At 54.0% G+C, this 25,586-nt stretch carries 23 protein-coding genes and 1 tRNA gene; 14 read left to right on the top strand and 10 right to left on the bottom strand.

Going from position 1 to position 25,586, the window contains the following annotated elements; translation table 11 throughout:
- Nucleotides 1-65 precede the first annotated feature (65 nt).
- Nucleotides 66-3,452, bottom strand: coding sequence for a TonB-dependent receptor (locus DG177_RS12700; protein ID WP_337658808.1), 3,387 nt, complete (start codon nucleotides 3,450-3,452; stop codon nucleotides 66-68).
- Nucleotides 3,453-3,677: 225 nt separating this feature from the next.
- On the opposite strand from DG177_RS12700, the gene DG177_RS12695 reads away from it, so the two are divergent.
- Nucleotides 3,678-5,189, top strand: coding sequence for a tryptophan 7-halogenase (locus DG177_RS12695; protein ID WP_108811812.1), 1,512 nt, complete (start codon nucleotides 3,678-3,680; stop codon nucleotides 5,187-5,189).
- Between the two features lie 125 nt (nucleotides 5,190-5,314).
- Here DG177_RS12695 and DG177_RS12690 read toward each other — a convergent pair whose 3' ends face one another.
- Entirely contained in the window at nucleotides 5,315-5,554 is a 240-nt protein-coding gene (locus tag DG177_RS12690) for a hypothetical protein (RefSeq protein ID WP_337658807.1), read from the bottom strand.
- Between the two features lie 178 nt (nucleotides 5,555-5,732).
- On the opposite strand from DG177_RS12690, the gene DG177_RS12685 reads away from it, so the two are divergent.
- Genes DG177_RS12685 through DG177_RS12675 form a run of 3 tightly spaced genes read left to right on the top strand, consistent with a single transcriptional unit; the run spans nucleotide 5,733 to nucleotide 8,030 of the window.
- The gene (locus DG177_RS12685) at nucleotides 5,733-5,975 is read left to right on the top strand and encodes a DUF3489 domain-containing protein (RefSeq protein WP_337658806.1); all 243 of its coding nucleotides are present in this window, start codon (nucleotides 5,733-5,735) and stop codon (nucleotides 5,973-5,975) included.
- The gene (locus DG177_RS12680) at nucleotides 5,972-6,430 is read left to right on the top strand and encodes a DUF2924 domain-containing protein (RefSeq protein ID WP_108811809.1); all 459 of its coding nucleotides are present in this window, start codon (nucleotides 5,972-5,974) and stop codon (nucleotides 6,428-6,430) included. Before DG177_RS12685 ends, DG177_RS12680 begins: the two co-directional genes overlap by 4 nt.
- On the top strand, nucleotides 6,423-8,030 hold the full coding sequence (locus tag DG177_RS12675) for a recombinase family protein (RefSeq protein WP_108811808.1): 1,608 nt from the start codon (nucleotides 6,423-6,425) through the stop codon (nucleotides 8,028-8,030). Before DG177_RS12680 ends, DG177_RS12675 begins: the two co-directional genes overlap by 8 nt.
- A 208-nt stretch (nucleotides 8,031-8,238) precedes the next feature.
- Here DG177_RS12675 and DG177_RS12670 read toward each other — a convergent pair.
- Nucleotides 8,239-8,313, bottom strand: a tRNA-Thr gene (locus DG177_RS12670).
- 112 nt (nucleotides 8,314-8,425) lie between these two features.
- On the opposite strand from DG177_RS12670, the gene DG177_RS12665 reads away from it, so the two are divergent.
- The gene (locus tag DG177_RS12665; protein ID WP_337658805.1) at nucleotides 8,426-8,563 is read left to right on the top strand and encodes a hypothetical protein; all 138 of its coding nucleotides are present in this window, start codon (nucleotides 8,426-8,428) and stop codon (nucleotides 8,561-8,563) included.
- 7 nt (nucleotides 8,564-8,570) lie between these two features.
- On the opposite strand, the gene DG177_RS12660 is transcribed toward DG177_RS12665, so the two are convergent.
- Both DG177_RS12660 and DG177_RS12655 read right to left on the bottom strand, forming a co-directional pair.
- On the bottom strand, nucleotides 8,571-9,056 hold the full coding sequence (locus DG177_RS12660; RefSeq protein WP_337658804.1) for an acyl-CoA thioesterase: 486 nt from the start codon (nucleotides 9,054-9,056) through the stop codon (nucleotides 8,571-8,573).
- Nucleotides 9,057-9,143: 87 nt separating this feature from the next.
- Nucleotides 9,144-10,925, bottom strand: coding sequence for a M24 family metallopeptidase (locus tag DG177_RS12655; protein WP_108812966.1), 1,782 nt, complete (start codon nucleotides 10,923-10,925; stop codon nucleotides 9,144-9,146).
- Between the two features lie 182 nt (nucleotides 10,926-11,107).
- Here DG177_RS12655 and DG177_RS12650 point away from each other — a divergent pair, with 182 nt between their 5' ends.
- Both DG177_RS12650 and DG177_RS12645 read left to right on the top strand, forming a co-directional pair.
- Entirely contained in the window at nucleotides 11,108-13,183 is a 2,076-nt protein-coding gene (locus tag DG177_RS12650; RefSeq protein ID WP_108812965.1) for a prolyl oligopeptidase family serine peptidase, read from the top strand.
- Complete coding sequence (locus DG177_RS12645) at nucleotides 13,180-13,578, top strand: thioesterase family protein (protein WP_108811805.1); 399 nt, start codon at nucleotides 13,180-13,182, stop codon at nucleotides 13,576-13,578. The genes DG177_RS12650 and DG177_RS12645 overlap by 4 nt, the downstream gene beginning before the upstream one ends.
- A 3-nt stretch (nucleotides 13,579-13,581) precedes the next feature.
- Here the strand turns inward: DG177_RS12645 and DG177_RS12640 are convergent, their stop codons facing one another.
- Genes DG177_RS12640 through hemC form a run of 3 tightly spaced genes read right to left on the bottom strand, consistent with a single transcriptional unit; the run spans nucleotide 13,582 to nucleotide 16,241 of the window.
- Nucleotides 13,582-14,553 carry a mitofilin family membrane protein gene (locus tag DG177_RS12640; protein ID WP_337658803.1) on the bottom strand — a complete coding sequence of 324 codons (972 nt, stop codon included), beginning with the start codon at nucleotides 14,551-14,553 and terminating at the stop codon, nucleotides 13,582-13,584.
- A gap of 9 nt (nucleotides 14,554-14,562) precedes the next feature.
- Entirely contained in the window at nucleotides 14,563-15,285 is a 723-nt protein-coding gene (locus tag DG177_RS12635) for a uroporphyrinogen-III synthase (protein WP_108811804.1), read from the bottom strand.
- A complete protein-coding gene (gene hemC, locus DG177_RS12630; protein WP_337658802.1) occupies nucleotides 15,282-16,241 on the bottom strand; it encodes a hydroxymethylbilane synthase in 960 nt (319 codons plus the stop codon). The genes DG177_RS12635 and hemC overlap by 4 nt, the downstream gene beginning before the upstream one ends.
- Nucleotides 16,242-16,282: 41 nt before the next feature.
- On the opposite strand from hemC, the gene tsaD reads away from it, so the two are divergent.
- From tsaD to DG177_RS12615, 3 genes are all read left to right on the top strand, one after another.
- Nucleotides 16,283-17,317, top strand: a complete 1,035-nt coding sequence (tsaD, locus tag DG177_RS12625) for a tRNA (adenosine(37)-N6)-threonylcarbamoyltransferase complex transferase subunit TsaD (protein WP_108811803.1) — start codon at nucleotides 16,283-16,285, stop codon at nucleotides 17,315-17,317.
- Nucleotides 17,314-18,309 (top strand): NAD(P)H-dependent glycerol-3-phosphate dehydrogenase, encoded by a 996-nt coding sequence (locus DG177_RS12620; protein ID WP_108811802.1) that lies wholly within the window; start codon nucleotides 17,314-17,316, stop codon nucleotides 18,307-18,309. The genes tsaD and DG177_RS12620 overlap by 4 nt, the downstream gene beginning before the upstream one ends.
- A gap of 192 nt (nucleotides 18,310-18,501) precedes the next feature.
- Nucleotides 18,502-19,944, top strand: a complete 1,443-nt coding sequence (locus DG177_RS12615; protein ID WP_337659034.1) for a lipopolysaccharide biosynthesis protein — start codon at nucleotides 18,502-18,504, stop codon at nucleotides 19,942-19,944.
- 21 nt (nucleotides 19,945-19,965) lie between these two features.
- Here DG177_RS12615 and DG177_RS12610 read toward each other — a convergent pair whose 3' ends face one another.
- Nucleotides 19,966-20,964 carry a PfkB family carbohydrate kinase gene (locus tag DG177_RS12610; RefSeq protein ID WP_108811800.1) on the bottom strand — a complete coding sequence of 333 codons (999 nt, stop codon included), beginning with the start codon at nucleotides 20,962-20,964 and terminating at the stop codon, nucleotides 19,966-19,968.
- Nucleotides 20,965-21,070: 106 nt separating this feature from the next.
- On the opposite strand from DG177_RS12610, the gene DG177_RS12605 reads away from it, so the two are divergent.
- Together DG177_RS12605 and DG177_RS12600 are read left to right on the top strand one after the other, a co-directional pair.
- A complete protein-coding gene (locus tag DG177_RS12605) occupies nucleotides 21,071-21,769 on the top strand; it encodes an EI24 domain-containing protein (RefSeq protein WP_108811799.1) in 699 nt (232 codons plus the stop codon).
- Nucleotide 21,770: 1 nt separating this feature from the next.
- Nucleotides 21,771-22,136 (top strand): hypothetical protein, encoded by a 366-nt coding sequence (locus DG177_RS12600; RefSeq protein ID WP_108811798.1) that lies wholly within the window; start codon nucleotides 21,771-21,773, stop codon nucleotides 22,134-22,136.
- A gap of 1 nt (nucleotide 22,137) precedes the next feature.
- Here DG177_RS12600 and queG read toward each other — a convergent pair whose 3' ends face one another.
- Nucleotides 22,138-23,262, bottom strand: a complete 1,125-nt coding sequence (gene queG / locus DG177_RS12595; protein ID WP_108811797.1) for a tRNA epoxyqueuosine(34) reductase QueG — start codon at nucleotides 23,260-23,262, stop codon at nucleotides 22,138-22,140.
- Between the two features lie 44 nt (nucleotides 23,263-23,306).
- On the opposite strand from queG, the gene DG177_RS12590 reads away from it, so the two are divergent.
- Nucleotides 23,307-24,287, top strand: a complete 981-nt coding sequence (locus tag DG177_RS12590) for an ATP-binding cassette domain-containing protein (protein WP_108811796.1) — start codon at nucleotides 23,307-23,309, stop codon at nucleotides 24,285-24,287.
- Nucleotides 24,284-25,483: an ABC transporter permease gene (locus DG177_RS12585; RefSeq protein WP_108811795.1), complete on the top strand. Its 1,200-nt coding sequence runs from the start codon at nucleotides 24,284-24,286 to the stop codon at nucleotides 25,481-25,483. Before DG177_RS12590 ends, DG177_RS12585 begins: the two co-directional genes overlap by 4 nt.
- Nucleotides 25,484-25,586 lie beyond the last annotated feature (103 nt).

Genomic DNA, 25,586 nt, shown 5'->3' with positions numbered 1-25,586 from the left:
CAAGAAAACGGGCCCCTGCCAAAAAAGCAAGAGCCCGCTTTACACTAAGCACGTTCGCTTTCCCCCTAGAAGTCGAAGCGCGCCAGAAAAGTAAATCGACGGTCATTTCTGAATGCCGATCGCGGAACTCTAAGCCCGTCGAAATTGACGACCTGGGATGTCCGGGTCACCTCATCCAGCAAGTTCACGGCCTGAACGCCCAACTTGATTTGATCGGTTAAGCTGTAGAAAATTGACGCGTCCAGCTGACCCGTTGATTCCTGCCAAATTGGCGAGAATGGGAAAATGTCATCGCGCGGCGTGACCAGGAATGAAGAGCGCCAGTTATAGGCCGCCCGCATCGCCAAAGGTCCTTTTTCATAGAATATCGTCGCGTTGACGGTATGCTTCGAAAGCCCTGCCAGCGGTTGCAGGAAAGCGAATGAACCGCCGCCCAACTCATCGCCACCCGTGGTTACCGATGCTTCACCCGGATTGGCCAGATTCGGGTTCGAGAAGTCATTGCCATCCACATAGGTGTACGTGACCTGTGTTCCTAACCCGCTCAACAATCCCGGCAGGAAGTCATAGGTCTGTTGGTGAGTGACCTCGAAACCTTTCAGGGTTCCGCCTTGGTCGTTTACCGGACCCTTGACCTGCACGTCCGTCGAAACACCGCTGTCGCCGGTGTAATTGACGGTCTCGAAACCGGTGTTCACAATTCCCTTAATGTCCTTCAGGAATACCGAGAATGTGAGTGACCCAACATCATCGAAATACCATTCCGCCGATAGATCATAATTCCAAGACGTGACCGGGCGCAAATTGCGGTTACCAGTGGAAAGCGCAAATAACGGACCTGATTCAAGAGTGCCCGCTTGTAAAAGCGCATTGGTATTGTCCGCAATACCTCCGCCTGCGCGGAACAACTGCAAGTCCGGCCTTGATAGACCTTTTGAAACCGCGACACGGAACAATAGTCCGTCGCCGACGTCTAGCTTCGCGTTAAAACTCGGCAGCCAATTGTCGAAACGGATTTTGCGATTGTCGACCAGAATTTCACCTGTATGGACCGCTGCAAATTCTGATTTGCGCGCATCGGACAGGTCGCAATATCCTCGATCAATGCCTGGGATCGGTGGTCCCGCGCAATTGGCGTTGATTTCAGCCACCTGCACAACACCATCGCCATTCCCGAAACCGTTGGCTGGGTCATCGAAGCGAGCAGCATCCGGGAAGCCGACCCGACCACCGCTGGTCACCTCGGTTTCAACATATCTCAAGCCAATATTGCCCTCAATACTTACACCACCATCAAACTCATGGCCGAAATCAACACGGGCATAAGCTGCCTTCGTGACCTCTGAAACAGTTGACACCTCACCGGGGCAAAAGACGCCTTCGATATCGCATGCGATTAGATCACCGGTCAGTGGATCAGGGCGAGAGCGGCCATTTACGCCGTAGTTGAAACGCTCTGGCGATTGGCCAAATTCCTGAATTTCCGCAAATTGTTCGTCAGTGATTCCGTCGAGATATTCTGCGAGGAAGTCATCACCACCGAAAAACCAAGCCGAACCATTTTCAATTGGCGTTTGCGCATTACCGCGTTGGAAACCATTGGCAAATGGATTGCGATATTGTGAGTAGTCCGGGAATTCGTCGGTAAAGGCACCACCAGCAATGGCAAATTCCTGACCTGGCAGCCCGGTATAAAAGCGGCCCGGGATGAACCCGTTGCCGAAAGGCCCTGGACCGCTTGCGCCGCATCCGGGACCTTCACCCCACGGGGCACAGCCCGCACGACCGGCCCAAGGCGCCGACAGGTTGCCCCAGGTGCTGAAATCCGTATTGCGCGTGGTACGATCGCGATCAGCCCAGCGCGCGCCGAAGCGGGCACTCTTGAAAAAGCCCTCGTCGCTGATGTCATATTCAGCATCGAAACGCAGGCTGTCCAGATTGCCCTCGTTCTTCTCGCGGCTGTCGAGGCCAAACCAATAATAGGTATTCAAGCCGGATGAAAAATAGTCAGCAGGTGATCCCGGTGGTGCTAGAAATGCAACTTGCGGCGTTTTGCCTGTCAGGTCGAGATCCAAATTCGCGAAGGTACTCAGCGCACCGAATACTGAGTTTCGCTCAAGGTCCGAACTGATATGCTGCGCTTCAAAATTGAACCGCAAGCGATCAGTGGCCTCAAATTTCAGATCCAGCGAAATATCTTCGGTGGTCGAATCAAGGCCCCGCAGGAAGCGGAGAGAGTCCACCGGAATACCGCCGCGACCAAATGGCGTCGCATAAGCGTCGCCCGGACGCTGCGTCAGGACACCACTTTCGAACACCCCGTTATGATCAAACTGCCATGTGCTACCAGCGGCTGGCACCGGGAACAATCCATCATCATCAACGCGGGCAATCAGAGCATATTCCTCGGTCTCGAAACTCGTTTCAGAGCGCAGCCATTCCACTGTCGCAACAAAACGACCATCGACGCTTTCATATTGACCAACCGCCGAAAATGCTTCGCGGGAGCGGTCCAGGTCCGTCGTGCGAACCCCTGCACCTTTGGGCACGACCAAGGTATTTGCCGGCGGGAAATTTGCGGCATCAAAATTTGGATCACCAACGAAACCGCCCGACCCGACAGTAACTGCGCGCAAGCAGGGCTGGTCGAACGTGTCGAGGCGATAGCATGGATCCGCAACCTGAGAAGCATCGGTCCGGCTCTTCAGTTCCGAATAGGCATAGCCGAGCTGGATACCAAAACTACCCGCGTCTGTGTTCCAGCTGTTGGAAACCAAACCCGAAAATTCGGGTGACCATTTTTCACGAAGATCACCATAGTTGGCGCCAATGGTTCCTGCGATTTTGAAGCCATTGGTATCCAGAGGTTTGCGGGTGACCAGATTGACGGTACCGGCGATTGCGCCCTCGACCATATCCGATGTGACGTTTTTGAAAACCTCGACACGACCGAGCAACTCAGGAGAGACATCATTAAAGCTTAGCACGCGTCCGCCTGTTGCCGAGAAAATTTCCCGACCATTCAGTTCGGAGCGAACATAAGGAAGGCCGCGAATGATAACGCCGGTTCCTTCGACCGAGAAGCGATCGGGATCAGAGGCTTTTTCAAAGCGCCCGATATTGACGCCAGGTACACGTTGCAAAGACTCGGCTACAGATCGATCCGGAAGAGCACCGATATCTTCTGCCGATATAACATCAACAAACGTATCAGATTTACGCTTGATCTCCTGGGCATCGTTTAATGCCGCTCTAAATCCGGTAACGACGATGGTATTTTCATCATCTACCACCTCGGCTTCTGAGGACTCCTCGGCAGGCACAAGTTGTTCACTTGTTTGTGCATAGGCAACATTACTCATTGCCATACCCATTGCCATCGACGACGCCGCGCCAAGCATTTTCATGCGATTGGCCCGGAATATACCCCAAATATCGTTTTCGTTGGTCAAGCGACCCTCCCCTTTTTCAACAAATCTACCCGAATTCCGTGATTCGCGCTTATTATGTTGCACGCTCTATATGAAATTGTGAGCGTTCACAATCATAAAAATGAACGTTCACAATTGATATTCATTGTGATAGACCTGCGCATGCTAGTGAAGCAATCACTATCCATCGAGTTCAAGTTGCGATAGCTCGAATAAAAGATAATAAATGCGCAGGGGAGCGGTGGAATGCCAATTAACAAGATCGTGATCGTCGGTGGCGGTACTGCCGGCTGGATGGCAGCGGCTGCATTATCGAAATTAAACCAGGCCAACAAGGTTTCCATCACATTGGTGGAATCAGAACAAATCGGAACAGTGGGCGTTGGCGAGGCGACAATCCCGCCGATCGTCGAATTTAACCGGCTCCTCGAAATCGACGAACGCGAAATGCTCAGCGCTATCCAGGGCACGTTCAAACTCGGCATCCAATTTGTGAACTGGGGACAAGTAGGCGACAGCTATATCCACCCTTTCGGCAATTATGGCTATCAGATCGAAGGCTTGAACTTCCACCATATCTGGCACCGGATCCGCGAAGCAGGTGACAAACGACCAATACAGGTTTTCAATCCGGAAACCATGGCTGCCTATTTCGGACGCTTTGCCCGCACCCCCGAGCAACAGCGTGAAGATCTGCCGCCCATCAACTATGCCTATCACATTGACGCTGGCCGCTACGCTCAGTTCCTTCGTGGCTATGCTGAAAAGCGCGGGGTCACACGGCTAGAGGGCAAGGTTTCCGATGTTGCTCTGGATGGCAATAGCGGGTTTGTGGAATCCGTCACCATGGACAATGGCGAAACCATATCCGGTGACCTTTTCATCGATTGTTCGGGCTTTCGCGGCCTGTTGATCGAGCAGGCACTCGAAACCGGATATGAGGACTGGACCCACTGGCTGCCGTGCAACCGGGCCGTCGCACTCCCCTGTAATCGCGATGACGGCAGCCCGCCGCTACCCTACACTCGCGCGACGGCCCATTCGGCGGGATGGCAGTGGCAGGTTCCGTTGCAACATCGGAACGGAAACGGACATGTCTATTGCAATGAATATATGGATGATGACGAGGCCCATGATATTCTGGTCAACAATCTCGCCGGCAAGCCATCAGCAGACCCAAATTTCTTGCGCTTCGTAACAGGCAGACGAAAAAAATTCTGGAACAAAAATGTGGTCGCGATCGGTCTCTCCGCCGGTTTTATGGAACCACTCGAATCCACGTCGATCCATCTCATCAACTCCGGTATCAACAAGCTGATTGCACTATTATCTCTGAACGATATCACTGAGGTTCAGCAAAATGCGTATAATCGGCTGACCGGCAAGGAGTATGAACGCATTCGCGATTTTCTAATCCTGCACTATTGTCAGACTAGCCGGGATGACAGCGAGTTCTGGAACTATTGCAGAACCATGAGCATCCCCGACAGCCTGACAGAAAAGATCGAACTTTTCCGCGCCAACGGCCAGATTTTTCGAGAAGATGACGAGCTCTTCACGGAAACCAGCTGGGCGGCGGTCATGATGGGGCAGGGCCTGGAAATGCAGGGTCACAACGCGATGGCAGATGCGATCGATCTTGCAACCTTGAAACCCGAAGTCGATGAAATCGAAAAATCAATTTCCTTCCTCGTCAAGCATATGCCGACACACAAGGAATTCCTTGATCAATATTGCCCTGCTGCGTCGCAAGCGTAACTAGGCGAAACAGAACAGATAGCCTTGTCGGAGCAATTTTTCGGGGCATTTTGTTGGTGCTCTAGTGTCCGCTTTAAGGATATTGCGGACTCGATCGGAACGTCCGAAACTGGGGCGCAAAGCAGTCATTCTCGAATAGTTCCGATTGCCATCAACAAGATTTCAATCTGGTTTGTTTGATCAACCAAGTCATCTAACATCTTCATGGCCTCAGATTGATCAATCTCGCTACGTTGTCCATGAACCGCCAATTCATGAGCATCTTCTATGCGCGCGGTGAGAAGAGCAAACAGCCCTGATCGCGCTTTTCGGGGATCGATTTCATCCAAATTGATCATGCGCCAAACAACGCTCATCTCGCTCAAGAAATCCACATGCAGCTTTTGAATTTACTCAGATAAACGACTGGACTTCGCTGCTTGTTCGAGCAATGCTGTTGTTGTCGCACATCACAGCCGCGACATGCCGCAAGCCTCATCGAGCGATCTGCGGCTTGGATCAGTGGAAGCGCTGGATTATCCAGCGTCAAGCTGGAGACCCAGAATGGCAAAATCAAATCCTCAAACCAAATCAGCGAAAGTGATCGCACTGCTTGAACGCGGCAAAGGCGCGAGCATCGATGAGATATGCAAAGCGACAAACTGGAAACCGCATAGCGTTCGAGCGTTCCTGACCGGTCTTCGCAAAAAGGGCTTTGTGTTCGCGCGTGAACAACGCGGTGATGAAGGAACGGCCTACCGCATCACCGAAGGGCCTTCCAAAGATGATAAGGCATCGGCATCATGACATCGCTGAATCAACAGCTCGCCGAGCTAAAGGCGATGTCCCCTGCCCGGCTTCGTTCACTGTGGCGTGATACATTCAAGACACGCGCTCCTGATATTGCACCTGACCTCCTTCGGCGCGGCATTGCAAACCGGCTGCAGGAACGTGTCCACGGTAGCCTCACCGGCGCGACCAAACGTGAAATTGACCGGCTACGCAAACGGGTCGAACGAACCGGTAAGGCTGGTCATATGCATGCCATCTCACTCAAGACTGGAACACGGCTGGTTCGATCATGGAAGAACAAAACCTATCACGTGCTGGTGTGTGATGCTGGATTTGAGTTTGAGGGTCGCCAATATGCCAGTCTCAGTCATATCGCACGCGAGATAACCGGTGCCCATTGGTCGGGACCTCGTTTCTTTGGTTTGAGAAAGCGGAGCGAGTATAAACCCAGAATTCCAGCCAATGCCTGATAACAAACCGAAGCGAAAACGCTGCGCCATCTACACACGCAAATCTACCGAAGATGGTCTTGAGCAGGATTTTAACAGTCTTGATGCGCAGCGAGAGGCATGTTCCGCCTATATCCTCAGCCAGGCAAGCGAAGGCTGGGAGGCAGTTCCGGAGCTATACGATGACGGCGGCTGGTCTGGCGGCACCATGAAGCGTCCTGCCCTCAAACAGCTGTTGGACGATGTTACGGCCAATAAAGTCGATGTCATTGTGGTTTACAAGGTGGACCGGCTAACCCGCAGTCTCGCAGATTTTGCAAAGATTGTTGAGATACTGGACGAGCAGGAAGCTTCATTCGTCAGCGTCACGCAAAGCTTCAACACCACCAACAGCATGGGTCGATTGACGCTGAACGTTCTTCTCTCCTTCGCTCAGTTCGAGCGCGAGGTCACTGGCGAGCGCATCCGCGACAAGATCGCTGCGTCCAAGAAAAAGGGCATGTGGATGGGTGGTGCTATTCCGCATGGGTACAAGGTAGAAGATCGGCAGCTGCTAGTGCGAGACGATGAAGCGAAAGAAGTTCAATACATCTTCGATCGTTACGCACAGCTCAAATCTGTTCCCAAACTTGTTGATGATCTGGCGGCCCGAGATTTCAGGACGCGTAAACGTGTCCTGTCCAATGGAAAGATACTGGGTGATGAGCACATCAGAACAGGTGCCGTAACCCTGATGCTTCATAATCCCATCTACATTGGCAAAATCCGTCATAAAGAGAATGTTTATGATGGTGAACATGAGCCAATCATTGACAGGGAACTGTTCGAGAACGTGCAAGCAATCTTCGCTGCCAACCGTCGCGATATTAAGCTCGGCAAAAGAACCCGCAATCCTAGTTTGCTAACCGGTATTGTCACCGATCCCGATGGAAGGCCCATGTCTCCTACGCAGGCAAACAAAGAATCCAAATGCTATCGCTATTACTCAACGCGCCTCGAACCATTGGAGGATAAAGCATCGGCATGGCATCTACCTGCGGGTGACCTGGAAACCACGGTCATCGACGCAATCGCTAGCAATCTTGAAACTGAACTGATCAAAACGGCGAATGAAGACACGATTGCGCGATATCGAAAGTTGGTGAAGGAGCTTCCGTCACTGAATATTGTGGGACGACGAAAGTTCCTGCTCGGACATAAGGCGGCAATCCAAGTGAATGCCGATACCGTTGAGATCAGATTGCATCTAACGGAGCTACTGGATTACTTCACCATATCGGTGGAAACTACGCTGGTTCGCAAAGGATCAGAGCTACGACTGGCCATCGCGCCCGACAATGGGCTGGCAAAACACAAACCAGATCCGGTACTTCTGCGATTAATCGCGCAAGCTTTTGCGGCCAGAGATTTATTGGTCGATGGACAACAGTCATCCATTGTATCAGATTATTCCAAGCGGCACTTAAACAGACTTGCCAAACTAAGCTACCTTGCACCAGACATCATCAAGACCATTGTTCAGGGTTCACAACCAGTCAGTCTAACTGGACGAAAGCTATTGCGGGCAGGAACTGTTCCGCTTGCGTGGGACGAACAACGAGCCATGTTCGGGCTCCAATAACGCCAAAATATCCGAAATCTCAAATATGCATCTGGGATCCACGTTTCGGGCCATCGAGACACTTCGCCAGTTTGGGCTCATATCGCCGCTGCCAAATGGTCTCTGCGGCTCGCTTCGTTCGGACCGGGTTAGCTAAGCCACGGAAACTTAGGGAGTAATTCTGCACACAACCCGCAGCGCCAGAGACTCACAAAATCGGGAAGGAAAATGGTGCTGCTAGGGAGAATTGAACTCCCGACCTCGTCATTACCAATGACGCGCTCTACCACTGAGCTACAGCAGCACTGTTTTGATTGCGAGGAGCCATCTGCTCCAAGCCCCGCGCCTATGGCGAAAGGGTTAAGGACTTGTCAAGCGGAGTTGCATTTTTGATTGCAGGCTGGCAAATATTATCCATGCCCAAACCGCAACCAAAGTCCGAGAAACAACGCAAGGAAGCCGAAAAGGCTGAGCGCCTTGCTGAACAGTTGCGCGCCAATTTGCGGCGCCGCAAGTCGCAGGCCAAGGATTTGCAGGGCGATAACGTGGATTAAAAGCTGGCTAGACGGCGACCACAGCTCTTTCCGGCTCAATAATCTCAAAATCGGTAACCGCATCAATGAAGCTCTGCGCTACCGGTGTTACTTCTTCCGTCGCCGGGTCAAACCAGACATAGGTCAGCTTCACGACGTTCAGCAACGTATCTTCGCGTATTATATGCGCAATGGCGGAATAGCTGGTCCGACCGAATCGGGTGATGCGCAGACAGACGTCAATCAGATCATCGGCCTTGGCCGGTGCACGGAAATCGACCTCGGCATGGCGCACCCAGTTGTCGCCGCCAAATAGTTCCATGAACTTGCCGGGAGAATCTTCATTACCTTGCGCGCCCACCAGTTGGCGAAAATATTCGGTCACACCGATATCGGCAAAGGCAAGATAGTTTGCGTTGAACACGATGCCTTGCATATCCGCTTCGGCATAGCGCACCCGCAACGGCGTGATCAGGCGAAAGCCGGCGCGAGGGTCATTGGTTTCATTTGTCATTCTAGGGGTCGTAATCCTTGGTAAATGGGCGCTCATCATCCTGAATTAATTTCAGGACGCCGAGACAGTCGGTGTTGATCAGATTCTCTATAGAGGCGCGCATTGCTCCTTAAGCCAATGCAGTGCGTCGCCCTCCAATTGGGGCGCAACCGTTTCAAGCACCTGTATATGATAATCATCCACCCATTGGCGCTGTGCATCAGACAGGATTCCGATATCAATCAAGCACCGTTCGAGCGGAGCAAAGGTCAGCGTTTCAAAACCCAGCATATCCTGCTCCGCCCCAGGAACCGCGCGCTCTTCGACCAGAATAAGGTTTTCGATGCGGATCCCGAAGGCATCGGTCTTGTAATAGCCCGGCTCGTTCGAGCAGATCATCCCGGCAACCAGCGGCTCGTTGAAGCCACCAAAAGCGGCAATTCTCTGAGGGCCTTCATGAACGGAAAGATAGGCACCGACACCGTGGCCTGTGCCATGCGCATAATCGACACCGTCCGCCCAAAGATATTGCCGCGCCAATATGTCGAGCTGCCCGCCTGTAGTCCCTTTGGGAAACAAAGCTGTGGCGAGTGCGATATGACCTTGTAGAACCTGGGTATAGCGCTTGATCATTTCCGCAGAGGGCTCGCCAACCGCCATGGTCCGGGTCACGTCGGTGGTGCCATCACGATATTGCCCGCCGCTATCGACAAGATAGAGCGTACCGGTTTCAATCTTGCGATTGGTTTCCTCGTTCACGCTATAATGACATAACGCGCCGTTTGGACCGGCACCCGAAATGGTGCGGAAGGACAGATCCATCAGCTTGTCGGATTGCCCGCGAAACTCGAAAAGTTTGGCTGCGACGGACAGTTCATCATGACCGCCCTTGGGGGCCTCTTGTGCAAACCAGTGCAGAAACTGGCTTAGCGCAGCACCATCGCGCGCCTGCGCAGCTTTGTGGCCGTTGATTTCGGTTTCATTCTTGATTGCTTTGGCGAGTATGGTGGGATCGCGCCGCTTCAATATTGTGGCGCCAGCCCCTTCGAGCTGCCCAAATATTGCGGCTACAGAACGTTCCGGATCAACACCGATCTTCTGGCCATCATATTCGGACAGCGCATCGGGAAATTCGCTATAGTCCCGCAATGCAACCGCGTTGCCGAGATGCACACGGACATCGTCTGTCAATTTTTCTGGTGCAACAAACAGTTCTGCATTGCCATCCGCTTTGATGATCGCATAGCCACGCGGAACCGGAGTATTGCTAATATCCTTGCCGCGAATGTTAAATGCCCAGGCGACCGAGTCGAGCGCTGCAATCACGGTTGCATCGAGTCCTTCTTCCTTCAACCATCCGGCAATGTCTGCACGCTTGTCCGCCGCACTTTTTCCGGCAAACTCATCCGGTTGCACATCCAATTTGGCCAATGATGGCTCTGGCTGATCTTCCCAAACCGAATCAATCGGATTGGCCGTTACCGCGATCAGTTTAGCCTTTTGTTTCGTGAGTTTCTTTTCTGCTGATTTGACCCAATCCTGCGTGTGCAACCACGCATCATAGCCAATAGTAGAACCCTCGGGTGCGTTGGCTCCGAGCCAGTCAATAACACTCTGATCCGCCGTGCCGACATATTCATAGAGATTGCCGTCAACCTGATCGCGCACCTGAATCGTATAGCGCCCGTCTATGAAAATCGCGGCCTTGTCCTTGAGCACAACGGCAGAACCAGCGGAGCCACCAAAGCCTGTAAGCCAGGCTAAGCGCTGGGCATAGTCGCCGACATATTCGCTCATATGTTCATCACAGATCGGAACGACAAAACCATCAAGACCGTCTTTTGCCATTTGCTCGCGCAGGGCAGCGAGCCTTGCTTCATAAGTGGACATCAACATCGGCCGTAAAACTCCTTGAATTAGCTGCTTAGCAAACACATAGGTGTTTCAGACGATTTCCGCCACCAATTTCCCTGATAAGAGGCGTTATGAAACAGATAATTTGTCCCCTGATATTGGCCATCAGCCTGGCCGCCACATCCACTTTTGCCGCATCTGAAACAACAGAAGAGACTATGACAAAAAAACTCGAAAAACCGCCTGTCGCAGAACAGCGGCCCTATAGTTATGAGCGCCATGGCTATACCGTCAGCGACCCCTATCACTGGCTGAAGGATCAAAGTTATCCCAAGGTCGATGATGAGGATGTGCTTGATTATCTGAAGGCCGAGAATCGTTGGTTTGAACAGAATATGGCTGGGCAGAAGACGCTCACCGACGAGCTGTTCAAAGAGATGAAGGCGCGGATCAAAGAGGATGAAAGCTCGGTCCCGCAAAAAGATGGCGACTGGGTCTATTGGGCGAAGTTTGAAGAGGGCATGCAATATAAGCAGCATTACCGGAAATCTGTTTCCGGTGGCGCAGATCAGCTGATCCTTGATGAAAATGCGCTGGCCAAGGATAAGGAATATTTCCGGCTAGGCGCCATGGCGGTCAGTCCTGACGGCAAGCTGCTGGCCTTTTCTGTCGATGATACCGGTGCCGAGCGATTTGAGGCGCGTGTCAAGAATCTTGAAACCGGCGAAATGCTGACGGACGTCATTCCCGGTACCCTCTCTAGTCTAGTCTGGTCAGCGGATTCCAAAAACCTTCTCTATGGCCTCGCCAATGAAAACTGGCGCACCGACAATGCCCGTCTGCATGTGATCGGCAGCGACCCCAAAGACGATATCGAGCTGTATAAGGAAAATCAGGACGGCTTTACCGTTGGCATTGGCCTCACCCAATCGGAAAAATACATCGTCATCGCAACCGGCGACAATGAGACCAGTGAAGTACGTTTGGTCCCAACCGACAATCCGACAGCTGAGCAGCTGTTGATTTCCCCGCGAAAAAAGGGCCGCGAATATTCGGTCGAGGAACATGATGGCTCGCTCTATATTCTCACCAATGATGATCATGTGAATTTCCGGCTAGCGACGGCATCGCTGGATAAGCCCGGCGAGTGGGTAACGCTTATCGCCGGTTCAGACGAATTTTATCTGACCGACATGACGGCATTCAAGGATTTCTTTGTCACCGAAGGCCGCGACAATGGTCTCGATCAAGTCGAGATCCGCTCCTATGCCGATCCGACGAAGATAGAGCGCATCGCTTTTCCCGAGGCTAGCTATAATGCCGGACTCGACGATAATCCGGAATATGATGTCAGCAAGCTAAGGCTCAGTTATGAGTCGATGGTCACGCCGGATACGGTCTATGACTACACGCTGGCCGACAAAAGTCTCGAAACGCTGAAGGTTCAGGAAATTCCCTCGGGCTATGATGCAAGCCAGTACACCACTGAACGCCTGAGCATAAAGGCACGGGACGGGGCGATGGTTCCGGTTTCGCTGGTCTATAAAAATGGCACAAAACTGGATGGCAGTGCGCCGCTGCATCTCTATGCTTATGGCGCTTATGGCTATGCGGTCCCGCCTAGCTTTTCGACCACAAGGCTATCGCTCGTCGATCGCGGCTTCGTGTACGCTATCGCCCATATCCGTGGCGGCGATGATCTCGGCCGTGACTGGTATCTGCAGGGCAAGCTGATGCAGCGAACCAATACGTTCAACGATTTTGTCGACGTCGCCAAAGGTCTCGCCGGCAAAGGCTATACCGCCAAGGGCCGCATAAGTGCCTCTGGCGGGTCTGCTGGCGGAGAGTTGATGGGTGCAATTGTCAATAGCGATCCCGATCTATGGGGCGCTATTGTCGCACATGTGCCTTTTGTCGACGTCCTCAATACGATGCAGGACGAAAGCCTGCCGCTCACGCCCGGCGAATGGCCGGAATGGGGCAATCCGATCACCGACAAAGCGGCCTTTGAATATATCCGCAGCTATTCCCCCTATGATCAGGTGAGCGCGCAGAACTATCCGCCGATGTTGATCACGGGCGGCCTCAACGATCCGCGCGTAACCTATTGGGAGCCCGCCAAATGGGCCGCAAAACTGCGCGCAACCAAGACGGATGACAATATTCTGCTGCTCAAAACCAATATGGGCGCGGGCCATGGCGGCAAGTCGGGACGCTGGAACCGGATTGAGGAGGTCGCAGAAGAATTTGCATTTATTCTGTGGCAAATGAGTGGGACTGATTCTGTGAAATGAATGAACATTTCCTCGAAATTACTGCTCAGGCAGAAGATATTGACGAGCTAGGTCACGTCAACAATGCGGTGTGGGTGCGCTGGATACAGGACATGGCCACAGCCCATTGGCAGGCGACCGCGCCACAGGAATATATTGACCGCTATATCTGGGTCGTGACCCGGCACGAAATTGACTATCGCGGGAACGTCAATGCTGGCGAAACCGTCACCGGACGAACGTGGATCTCAGAGCCGCCCAAGGGCGCCCGGTTCTGGCGCAATGTCAGTTTCGCAGGCGATGACGGTAAATTGAAAGTATCCGCCAAGACCAATTGGGCGATTATCGACCAGACCAGCGGCCGGCCTGTCCGCGTGCCCGCGGAATTGGCAGAACTGTTTTTGCCCGAAGGCTGAAAATCAGGGAGCAGGGATCGGCGTCACTGGGGCCAGTGGCGAGGGTTGATCAACCCGCTCGCCTTCCGCTGTTCGTAACTGTTGCGGCTCCAGTATCGCGGCCGTTTCAATGACATCCAATGCACGGCGCGCTTCGTTGTAACGTCGGGCTTTCTCAACCCATTGGCCGGTCAATTCATCGCCATTTGTGCTGCCGGGCATTTTATCAATCTCTGCAATCGCAGCATCGACATTGCCATTTTCCACATAGCGCTTGGCGCGTATCAACCGCTGCTGAGGGATTGGCGATGGGGTTCCATCCCGCCGGATAACAAATAGCTCGGACATTTCGCGTTTGAAATCGGTCCAGAAACCTTCACCGCTTGAGCCGCTGGTCAAGGCAGGACCGATATCATCAAGTCCGGTTGCCAATTCTTCCAGCGTGACCGGTTCGCGCGATGCGTTGACGATTGTCGTCACAGCCTTGGGTTGTGCATCGCCGAAACGCAGTCTCAGCTGCGATTCTATATATCCCAGCGGTGATCCTCGATCGAGAGCCCGACGTGCTGCAAAGGCAATGAGCAGGCCTTCTGCCCTTGCGGCATTGCCTGATGCCGCTTGGGCCTGGACATTGATGCGGGATAACCTGTCTTCAAGATCGGCAACGCGGACAGCCAGCGCCCGTTCCTTGTCTGGTGTGATCAATGGAATTTCGGTTGGTACCGGCTCGACTGGCGGCGGAAGCACCGTGCCATCCGAATCGATCCGCTTTGCCAACGCAGCAGCTGGATCGGCCGGAACCGCCGTTTGTTCTTTCGCCGCCCCTTCAACAGTCGTGCTTTCCGCCTCAGCACTTTCAAATGGATTATAACGTGAGAAAACCCAGCCGGTCAGTATTGCGCCGCCAACAAAAGCGACAACCATCAGGACGAGAACATTGCGCGTCAAATTGCTCTTACCGCCTGACGACGCAATTTTTTCATAGTCCCGGTTCATTCCAGTTCCTTAGATGCTATTTGTGGGCGCTTCGCCCTTCCCGATCTCTTTATCTAGACATAGTCGCCCCGCCAGAGACAGTAAAGCGTCGTCGGTTGGCTCTTCCGCTGTCTGGATGCTTTTCCATCCCTCCCCGGCGGCGGCCGCGATATTGGCCGACAGAGCGACGATGTGGTTGACCGAGCGATCAAGGCCGACACGTTCCATCTCATCGCTCAGTATTCTGGCTGCCCGCACCGAATAAAGCAGAACAACATGTCCTTTCCTCAAGGCGGCCTGCGCCGTGTCACCCAAGGTCAATGCACGCGCCTGATAAACTTGTTGCAGCGCTATCCTTCGACCTGATGGTGCAAGCCTCACATGGTCTTTGCCGGTAAGCCTTAAAATGCGAGAATATTGGTCGTCGGCTAACGACCGTAACAGATCATCCGCACCGCGATCCCCGGTTACGGCGACATTAAAACCCGCTTGCTCCGCCGCGGCTGCCGTTGCCGAACCGACCGCAAGCACAGGCAAGGTTTTATAGGCATCAAGCGCTTTGCCACCAAAGGTCACTGCATTGGCGCTTGTCAGCATCAAGGCATCAAATTCTTGTGCCGGCGGCGCTGACCATTTCAGTGGTTCAACAACGAACAGTGGATCAATAATGCTCGTCAAACCAAGTAGTGCAGCGCGCTGAGCCGTTTCGCGAGCGCTATCATTCGGCCGCAGAATGAGAATCGAAGGTGTCATCGGCCAAAAACAGCACGTAATGCGGGACTCGCCCTTCCCAGCATCTTCTTGGCGAGACGGGCAGGCGCTCGCACATCACCATTTTCAAAACTGGAAGAATCGCGGACACTCTCACTGCCGTCGGGTAGCAGGATTTCCGCCTGTAATTGGGTCTCAAGTCCTTCTACCGAGGCGAGCGCAGCAACGGGGCTGTGACAATCCGCGGTCAGTTCTTTGAGAAACAAGCGTTCTGCGGTCACCGCCCGAGAGGTGTTCGAACACGAGATTTCCCGGACCAGGCGGCGTACATGATTATCATCAGCCAGCGTCTCGATGCCGACCGCACCTTGTGCCGGGGCAGGAAGCATAACATCTTCGGAAATCTTGTGTCCGATATCGCCCATTTCCAAGCGGTCCAGTCCGGCGGCGGCCAGCATGGTCGCTGCAAATTCACCATCCTCTATTTTCTGCAAACGGGTCTGAACATTCCCGCGAATAAGCCGGATATCAAGGTCAGCACGCTGTCGCAACAATTGCGCTTTGCGCCGCGGCGAGGCCGTACCCACCACCGCACCGATCGGCAGCGCGGCAATCGATTCCGTGCCCACGATACGATCGTGAACGTCCGCTCGTTCCATTATGGCTGCGATTGTAAACACGTCCGGTCGCACCGTTTCAACATCCTTCATGCTGTGAACAGCGCAGTCGATTTCTCCTCTATGTAGCGCTCTGTCGAGCTCCTTTGTCCATAAGGCCTTTCCGCCAACCTCTGCCAGGGCTCGATCCTGAATTTTATCGCCTGTTGCCACCATCGGCACCAACTCAACCCGATCGGGGTGCCACCCATGTGCAGCCAATATTGCCGAAGCTGCCAATTCCGTTTGCACCATGGCCAGCGGAGATTGCCGCGTGCCAATTCGCAACGGCCGATCAATACCGGCCAATAATTTCTGTTTCGGATCAATATTCGCTGTCATGCCACTTGTCCTAATCCCGCCATGGCTTAAGTAAAAGGAATATGAGTATAATTTTGGGCATTGAATCGAGCTGCGACGAGACAGCCGCTGCGCTGGTTACGTCGGATCGCGAGATTTTGGCCCATAAACTTGCGGGCCAAGAGGAAGAGCATGCCCCTTACGGCGGCGTGGTCCCGGAAATCGCCGCCCGTGCCCATGCCGAGATAATCACGCCGCTCATCGAAGCGGCGCTTGCCGAAGCTGATCTGACATTGGATAATGTGGACGCGATTGCCGCAACGGCCGGGCCAGGATTGATTGGCGGTGTTATGGTCGGGCTAGTGACCGGCAAGGCACTGGCCATGGCTGCGAATAAACCGCTGGTTGCGGTCAATCATTTAGAAGGCCACGCACTGTCCCCACGGCTTGCCAATCCGGATCTGGATTTTCCTTACCTGCTTCTGCTGGCCTCGGGCGGACATTGCCAGATTTTGCGCGTTGACGGTGTTGGGCAATATCGCCGCCTCGCCACAACAATTGATGATGCTGCTGGCGAAGCGTTTGATAAAACAGCGAAAATATTGGGTCTTGGCTATCCTGGCGGCCCCAAGGTGGAAGCCCTGGCAAAAACCGGTGATGCCGATGCGGTTCCACTGCCGCGTCCGCTCAAAGGATCAAAAGAGCCGCATTTTTCTTTCGCCGGGCTCAAAAGTGCGGTTGTTCGTGCACATCAAGGTGGTGCTTATCGGCCCGAAGACATTGCGGCATCCTTTCAGCAAGCGACCGTTGATTGCCTGGAAGATCGCCTCTTAAAAGCGTTAAGCGACCATGGAACCGTGCCTCACCTGGTTGTTGCCGGCGGTGTTGCCGCGAATGGCTCAATACGCGCAATGCTCGAAAAGCTCGCTAGCGATCATGATATGCAGTTTACTGCGCCGCCGCAGTGGCTTTGCACGGACAATGCCGCAATGATCGCTTGGGCCGGTGCGGAGCGTTTTGCCGATGGATTGACCGATCCGCTGGATTTCGCGGCTCGCCCGCGCTGGCCACTGGACCCCTCGGCAGAAAAGGCGCGCGGCGCTGGAGTTAAGGCATGAGCGAAAAGCAGAGAAAAATCGGCGTGGTTGGGGCCGGTGCATGGGGCACCGCTCTGGCGCATGTACTTTCTGAAGGGCACGAAGAATTGCTGCTTTGGGCGCGCGAGACCGAGGTTATCGAGCAAATTAACAGCAATCACGAGAACCGGGCCTTTCTGCCCGGCTACCCGCTGCGGCACAATATCCGTGCGATTGCGGATATGGACGCGTTGGAGACATGCGAAGGCATTTTGATCGTCACGCCAGCACAGCATCTGCGCGCAACGATTAACAACCTCCCCAAGAACGATGCTGCACTGATCCTCTGCAGCAAGGGCATTGAGGAAGCTACGCAGCAGCTGATGAGCGAAATTGTGACAGAGCTGCGACCGGATAGCCCGCTGGCGGTACTCTCTGGCCCCACATTTGCGCATGAAGTCGTGCAAGGGCTCCCGACGGCGCTGACGCTGGCCTGCGACAGTGAGGAGCTTTGGCACAAGCTCAATCCGCTCATTTCGAAACCATCGTTCAGACCCTATTATTCTGACGACATTGCCGGAGCCGAAATTGGTGGTGCAGTGAAAAATGTCCTCGCCATTGGCTGCGGTGTGGTTGAAGGCGCTGGCCTTGGACAAAATGCGCGTGCGTCGATAATCAGCCGCGGCTTTGCCGAAATGCTGCGCTATGGCGCTGCGCGGGGAGCACGCAGGGAAACATTGTCAGGTCTTTGCGGTTTGGGTGACCTGGTGCTGACATGTTCTTCCACCAGCTCGCGTAACTTTTCTTTGGGCAAGGGACTAGGTGAAGGCCAATCGGCGGACAAACTGTTGTCCAATCGCGCCACGGTTGCGGAGGGGGCATCGACCGCAGCCGTGCTCCAGCGTGACGCCAAAGCGCGCGGTATCGACATGCCGATTGTGGATGCAGTCTGCGCGCTACTGGCCGGGCAGACAGACTCTCGATCCGTCGTCGCACAGCTAATGGGGCGGCCTTTGGTCGCAGAGCAACGCTAGCACAAAAGATGACAAGCTGGATGGAGTGCGGTAAGAGCGGACTTTGAAATTTTGACCCTTTTTTGTGAATAGCTTCACCAGCCGGAGATATGTTTTTTGACCAGCCCGGAATCTTCAGGCACATCTTCAGGTCTCGCGTCAGAACCGCCGACCAACGAGACAGAGGCGGGTCAAGATGGTAGCAAAGAAGACATTGCCGCATTGGCCAAAGGTGGTCGTACCAATATATTCGGTTTTTTGCTGCGTTTGGCCGCACGCTTACCATTCTTGTTCATTGCTGGGCGTATCTATGGCGCTGAAGCTCTAGGACGTTTTGCTTACGCCATATTGATCGTAGAATTTGCTGCACAGCTGGCGACGCTGGGATTAAAACGCGGATTGGCCGAACAGCTCAGCCGGACCAAGCGGCCACATGTCCATGTCGTATGGGACGGTCTGTTGGTCAGCCTGTTTGCTTCGACAATTGCTGCCATATTGCTGATATTAGTGCCCCAAATCATGTTCCCAAATAGCGAGATAAACGGTCTCGATCGCTTCTTGCCGTTGGTGATTTTCACCATCGCGGGCGCGGATATCGCGCTGGCAGCGCTTGCTTATCGCTATGATATTGCTTCCACCGTACGCGCGCGTTCGATCGTCGAACCATGGACAATCAGTATCGCCGCCTTTTTGTTTTCCTATTATTCGCTGCGTGACGGGCTGATCCTGTCTTATGTCGTATCCATGATTGCGGCCTTGCTCGCATCATTATGGCCATTGTTTAAAAGCTATGGCCTGCCCTGGGGTTGGCGACCCAAGCCGCTGGCCATAGCCAAGCTCGCCCGACACAATATGCCGCTCGCGGCTGCCGATGCCGCCGAATGGGGTTCGCGAAGGCTGGATCTTGCAATCCTCGGTCTATTCGCGTCGCCGGCCATTGTCGGAATTTACTATATCGCCCAGCAGGTCGCCAGCCTGCCGCAAAAACTCAAGACCAGCTTTGATCCTATTTTGGGTCCGGTGATCACCCGCAATCTGGAAGCGGGTAATATGAAAGCGATTGCCAGCCAGGTCAGCCAGGTCGGCTTCTGGATCATAGCCGCTCAGGCCGGCATAGCGTTAGCATTGGCGATTCCGGGTGAAGCGGTCATGGGACTGGTCGGGCCCAATTTTGTCGGCGGGACCGGCGCGCTGGCCTTCCTGTTGGCAGCCGAGGCGATCGCCGCCACGGCCGTGGTCAGCGAAGCGGCCCTGGTCTATATTGCCCGGCATCGTAATCTGTTGATATCGCTGTCCATGCTGCTTCTGCAAGCCGCATTGAGCGTTGCCTTCATCCAGATTTGCATGCGTATGGGCTGGCCGCCATTGTTTCAGGCAGCATCCGTTGCCGCTGCGCTGATGGTAGCGCTAGCCTATGCTTCTGTGGTCAAGGCGATCTTCCTGTCGAAACTCCTTCAAGCCCCGGTCAACGGCTGGCGCTGGTCATTGATACTGGCTGTCATAGCGGCAACAGCTGTGGGTTATCTCGCCACCTATCTACCGGAATGGGCAGAACTGATCATTGGCATCCCGATGATTTTAGGCAGCTATGCCTTGGTCATCTGGAAATGGGGCTTTGGGCCGGAAGACCGCAAATTATTCAAGATGAAGAGTTAAGCAGGCAAACGTTCTGCCGATTTACCCAAGGCGTTGCTTTACCAATTCCCGCAAATCGGTTTCTGGCCGTGCGCCATAGTGGGAAATGACTTCTGCCGCGGCAATCGCGCCAATGGTCAGGCAGTCTTCCAAAGACCGGTCTTCGATGTAACCGCTCAGGAAACCAGATGCGAACAAATCACCTGCGCCAGTCGTATCGATGATTTTCTCAACCGGTTCTGCATCCACCGCGTAGGTTTTGCCATCTTGCACCGCAATTGCGCCTTGTTCGCTGCGGGTCACGACGAGGGTTTCCACTTGAGCAGCGGTTTGCGCTACCGCGGCATCAAAATCATCGGTTTCGCATAGCGATTTGATTTCGGCCTCATTCGCGAACAATATGTCGATCATCCCGTCCTTGATCAAACGGCTAAAATCATTCCGATGCCGTTCAATGCAAAATCCGTCCGACAAGGTGAAAGCAACCTTGCGGTCATTTTCGCGCGCAATATCTATCGCTAAGGCCATCGCCGCCTTGGGCTCTTCGGCGTCCCACAAGTAACCCTCGAGATAAAGGATGGCACCGCTGGCAATCAAATCGGCATCGACAGATGCGGGCGGTAAAAACTGCGACGCGCCGAGGAAAGTGTTCATCGTGCGCTGTGCATCGGGTGTCACAAGGATCAGGCAGCGCGCTGTTGGCGGTTCCTTGCCCAGCGGAGGCACATCGAAATCAATTCCGGTGGCGCGAATATCATGGGTAAACACTTCACCAAGCTGATCATCGGCAACCTGTGCGATCAACGCGCACTGACGGCCAAGCGTGGATGCGCCTGCCAATGTATTGGAACCAGAACCCCCGCTAATCTCCCGTGCCACGCCCATATCACGATAGAGCTGCGTGGCGCGTTCCGCGTCGATCAATGTCATCGATCCCTTGTTCAGTTGCTCCTCTTCCAGAAATGCGTCGTCGGCCTGGGCAATCACATCAACAATGGCATTGCCAACAGCAACAATATCGTAACGGGCTTCGGTAGTCATAAAGATGTCCTTATATGGAAGCGGATAACCGCCGTGCGTTAGGGGCAAGCGCTGTATGGTTCAAGTGGAATTGACCCGATGCGTGATTTCATGACATGGACCGAACATGATCGATGCACTATTTCTCTCACTCGGCCAGCTATCAGACCGGCGCATAATATCTCTGCTTCTGAAGGTATTCTTGATCTCACTGATGCTTCTGGTCTTTTTTGGGGTCGGCGCCTATTTTCTTCTGGTGTGGCTAATCTCGTTTTCAGGCTTGGACAATGACGGTTTTGCCGCAGCCGCAGCAGCGGCCATTATAACCGCTTTGACCGCCATCTTCCTGTTCCGGGTAATCGCAATATTCGTCCTCAACATCTTCTCTGACGATATTGTCGATGCGGTGGAAGCACGCCATTATCCCGCTCGTGCTGAACTGGCCAAGCCGCCGGGCTATATTCTCGGCGTAAAAATGGGACTGGCCTCTGTGGGCCGTGCCATTGGCTATAATCTGTTGGCGATGCCGGTCTATATTGTGCTTCTTGTAACGGGGGTGGGCGCACCGATGGCCTTTTTTGCAATCAATGCGATCCTGATCGGCCGCGATCTGCAGGACATGGTAGCGGCACGGCATGTCGATGATCTCGCGCAGGCCGGTGACGACTGGCGGCTGGACAAACTGACCCGTTTTGGGCTCGGCTTGACCATTGCGCTATTGCTTGCAGTGCCGATCGTCAATTTTCTTGCGCCCATAGTGGGAGCCGCTATGGCTACCCATCTGGTTCATAAGGCACGTGAAAACAGTCCCGTTGAAAGCAAATGACATGATCCGCAAGCTATTGATCCTATCCACGCTGCCTGCGCTTGCCGCCTGTGCATCAACCGGGGTGGTCAATACGCCTGCACTGCCCACTGCTGCAGCTTCGCCGCTGAGCAAAGTGCAGGGCCTGGAACTGGTCATGGGCAAGACGGCCGGTCAGTTGAAACGCTTGTTCGGCAATCCGCAGGCTGATGTGGCCGAACCGCCCGCCAGGAAGCTGCAATTTTCCAGCGGCGCCTGCATATTGGATGCCTATCTCTACCCTGGGAAGAGCGGGGGCGAAGGCCGTGTCACTCATATTGACACGCGGCGCAGCGATGGCGCTGAGGTGGACAGAGTGTCTTGCGTCAATGCTCTACGGGTGCGTTAGACTAGACTGATTGCCATTCCAGGCGGACATCCGCATCTGTTTCTCTCGGCAGACGGCTTCCCTTTTCCCGGTCAAAACAAACCGAATCAAGTTGCGACAGCGCCCAGACTGCTGACCCGCGCACGACGCTGTCTTCATCATCCAGCAGCGCTGTAACGGACGAAACCAGCGACCTATCACCGCTGTTACCAGCCGCTATCAAACTGTTGCGAACCATCCTGTTGCGACCGGACCGCTTGATTGGCGAGCCGGAAAATATCTTCCTGAAACCGGTGTCGTCCATCGCCAAAAGATCCGCCAGGGCCGGGGCTGCCAATTCGGCGCGCGGAAGAAAAGCCTTGTGCGCCGCTGCGGTTTCAGCAAATTTGTTCCACGGACATACTGCCAAACAGTCATCGCAACCATAGATATGATTGCCTATCGCGTTGCGATATTGCCTTGGGATGGGGCCTTTGGACTCAATTGTCAGATAGGAAATACAAGCCCCAGCATCCAGCCGATAGGGCTCCGGAAATGCATTGGTCGGACAAATATCCTGGCAGGCAGAACAGCTGCCACAGCGGTCTTTGCCGCCGACCGATGATTCCAACTCTAAAGTCGTGTAAATCGCGCCCAGAAATAACCAGCTACCATGATCCCGGCTGACCAGATTGGTGTGTTTTCCCTGCCAGCCGAGACCAGCGGCTTCGGCCAGCGGTTTTTCCATAACCGGCGCGGTATCAACGAAAACCTTTACCTGACAGCCGGCATTTTCAACGAGCCAGCGCGCGGTGTGCTTTAGTGCCCGTTTGACCACATCGTGATAATCCTTACCCTGCGCATAGACCGAGATCCGGCCATGATCAGATACGTCTTCCAGTGCAAACGGGTCACGAGCGGGCGTATAGCTCATACCCAGCATGATGACCGAGCGCACATCCGGCCACAGACTTTGTGGACTCGCCCGCTCATCGGCCCGGCTTTCCATCCAGATCATATCGCCATGCTGGCCATCCGCCAGCCAGTCCTGCAGACGTTGGGCTGTGACAGGCGCGAGCACCGCAGGCGCGACACCAAAGGCAGCGAAACCTTGCTCCCGTGCCATTTTTTCCAGCCTTTGGGTTAATCTTAACTTGTCATCAGCCATAAGAGGCCACTATCAATCACCGCGTCCCATTAGGAAAGCCGTAAATGACTTCCCACGCACAAGCCAATGCCCCCGTCAACGCTATTGAGGCCCACCATATCGTCAAAAGATTTGATGGCGAAACCGCCGTTGATGGCATCGACCTGACGATCAAAAAGGGCAGTATCTTCGGAATATTGGGACCTAACGGCGCTGGCAAGACCACAACCTTGCGCATGTTGCTGGGAATTATCGACCCCGACGAAGGTGAACGATTCTTGCTCGGCTCCCCCGATCCGATCAGCAAAGCGCATCAGGTCGGCTATCTCCCGGAGGAACGCGGCCTTTATCAATCGATGAAGGCCTATGATGCGATCGCCTTCATGGGCGCCTTGCGCGGTCTGCCGCTGGCTGAAGGCCGAAAGCGCGGACGGCAAATGATGGAAGATCATGGCCTCGGCGAGGCCGTCGACAAGCAGATCAGGCAATTATCCAAGGGCATGGCACAGACCGTGCAATTGCTGGGAACGATCGTGCATCAACCCGATCTGATCATCCTCGATGAACCTTTTTCCGGCCTCGACGCGCTTAATCAAGGTAAGCTGGAACGTCTGATCCGTGGACAGGCCGACCGGGGTGTGACGGTTATTTTTTCTACGCACGTGATTGCCCATGCCGAGCGGCTTTGTGAGGAAATCGCGATTGTCGCTAATGGGAAAATACCCTTCACCGGCAAGGTTTCCACCGCGCGTGATCGGCTGCGCCCACAAGTACATTTGGAAACCCGCAACCTCGATGGCGCCTGGCGGTCCGCTATTCCTGCAGATTGCGAACCGTTGGGACATAACTGGCATTTCACTTTGCCGGAAAGCGGTGTGGAGCCACTGCTCCGCGCGCTTATTGAGGGTGATGCCGGAATCCAGTCCTTGTCCATAGAGCGTCCCGGCCTCCACGATGCTTTCGTCCATATCGCAGGTGAAGCGGTTGCAAAGAAAATGGATGAAGATCTAGCAGCGGATGCCGGATTGCAGGGAGAAGCCGCATGATAGAAACCATCCGCGCTGCTTTCGTGATTGCTCGCCGTGATTTCGCCGCGATCATCTTCTCAAAATCTTTCTTCTTCTTTTTGTTGGGGCCCCTTTTCCCTTTGATCATCGGCATTGCTGCGGGCGGATTGGGCCAACAGGTTAGACAGGATATAGACCGACCGGTTATTGGCGTCGCACTGGACGAGCGCCAGTCGGCAAAACTGGTCGACGCACGCGCCGCACTCGTCAAAAATCTTGGTAACAATGCCATTCCCGAACTGTTGCTGTTAACCGATGTAAATCCGACGGCCCCCGATATCGGAACTAGGCTCGACACGGAGGCGAAGCCGCTCACTGCGATTGTTTCAGGGTCTTTGGAGGCGCCGGTGCTGACCGGATCGGAACGGGACGTCAAACGGTGGAGAGGCAAAATTGCTCTCTTGTCCGAGACAGCCTTGTCAGGGTCAGATCCTGTTGCAGTCAAAACCGACTTTGTCGCAGCGACCGGCAGCTCGAAAAAACGGACGCAAATTGCCACGGCACAGGGTGGTCAGATCATATTGATCCTGCTCACCATGATCCTGGCAGGGATGGTCCTGTCCAATCTGGTGGAAGAGAAAACCAACAAGATTATCGAAATTCTTGCGGCGGCTATTCCGATGGATGCGATTTTTCTGGGTAAACTCTTTGCGATGCTTGGCATGGCTTTGGTCGGGATCACGGTATGGTCATCACTCGGCTTCATCGGTGTTTCGGTGATTAGCGCAGGTATGCCGAATCTGCCGGCACCGGCAATTGGCTGGCCCATATTTTGTGTATTGATGGTGCTCTATTTTTCCATGGCCTATTTGCTTTTGGGATCCTTGTTCCTTGGCATTGGTGCCATGGCTACTACGGTACGGGAGGTGCAAACATTATCCATGCCCGTCACCATGGGACAGCTTCTGGTGTTTTTTCTCGCGGCCTTAACCGTAACCAAATTGGGTGAGCCCCTCGAGTGGTTCGCAGTCGTGTTTCCGTTTAGCTCACCCTTCGCGATGATCGCACGCGCGGCGCAGATGGATAATATCTGGCAGCATGGCTTGGCCCTTATCTGGCAAGCTGTCTTCACTCTGATCATCATCCGATTTAGCGTGATGCTGTTTCGCCGGAATGTCATGAAGTCCGGTAATAGTGCGCGGAAAAAGAGCTTCTTGGCCCGGATTCGCGGCTAAGGTACCGGCCAGAAATATCCGGCGATTCCCGCTATTTGGCGGAATCCCGTTGACATTGCTGTCAATAAAGGCAGATTAAACGGGTTTTGAAACGCAACCGATT

Source organism: Sphingorhabdus sp. Alg231-15 (genome assembly GCF_900149705.1).
Classification (GTDB): Bacteria; Pseudomonadota; Alphaproteobacteria; order Sphingomonadales; family Sphingomonadaceae; genus Parasphingorhabdus.
The sequence above is the reverse complement of the archived record's forward strand: the minus strand, read 5'-3'. Positions and strand labels throughout refer to the sequence as shown.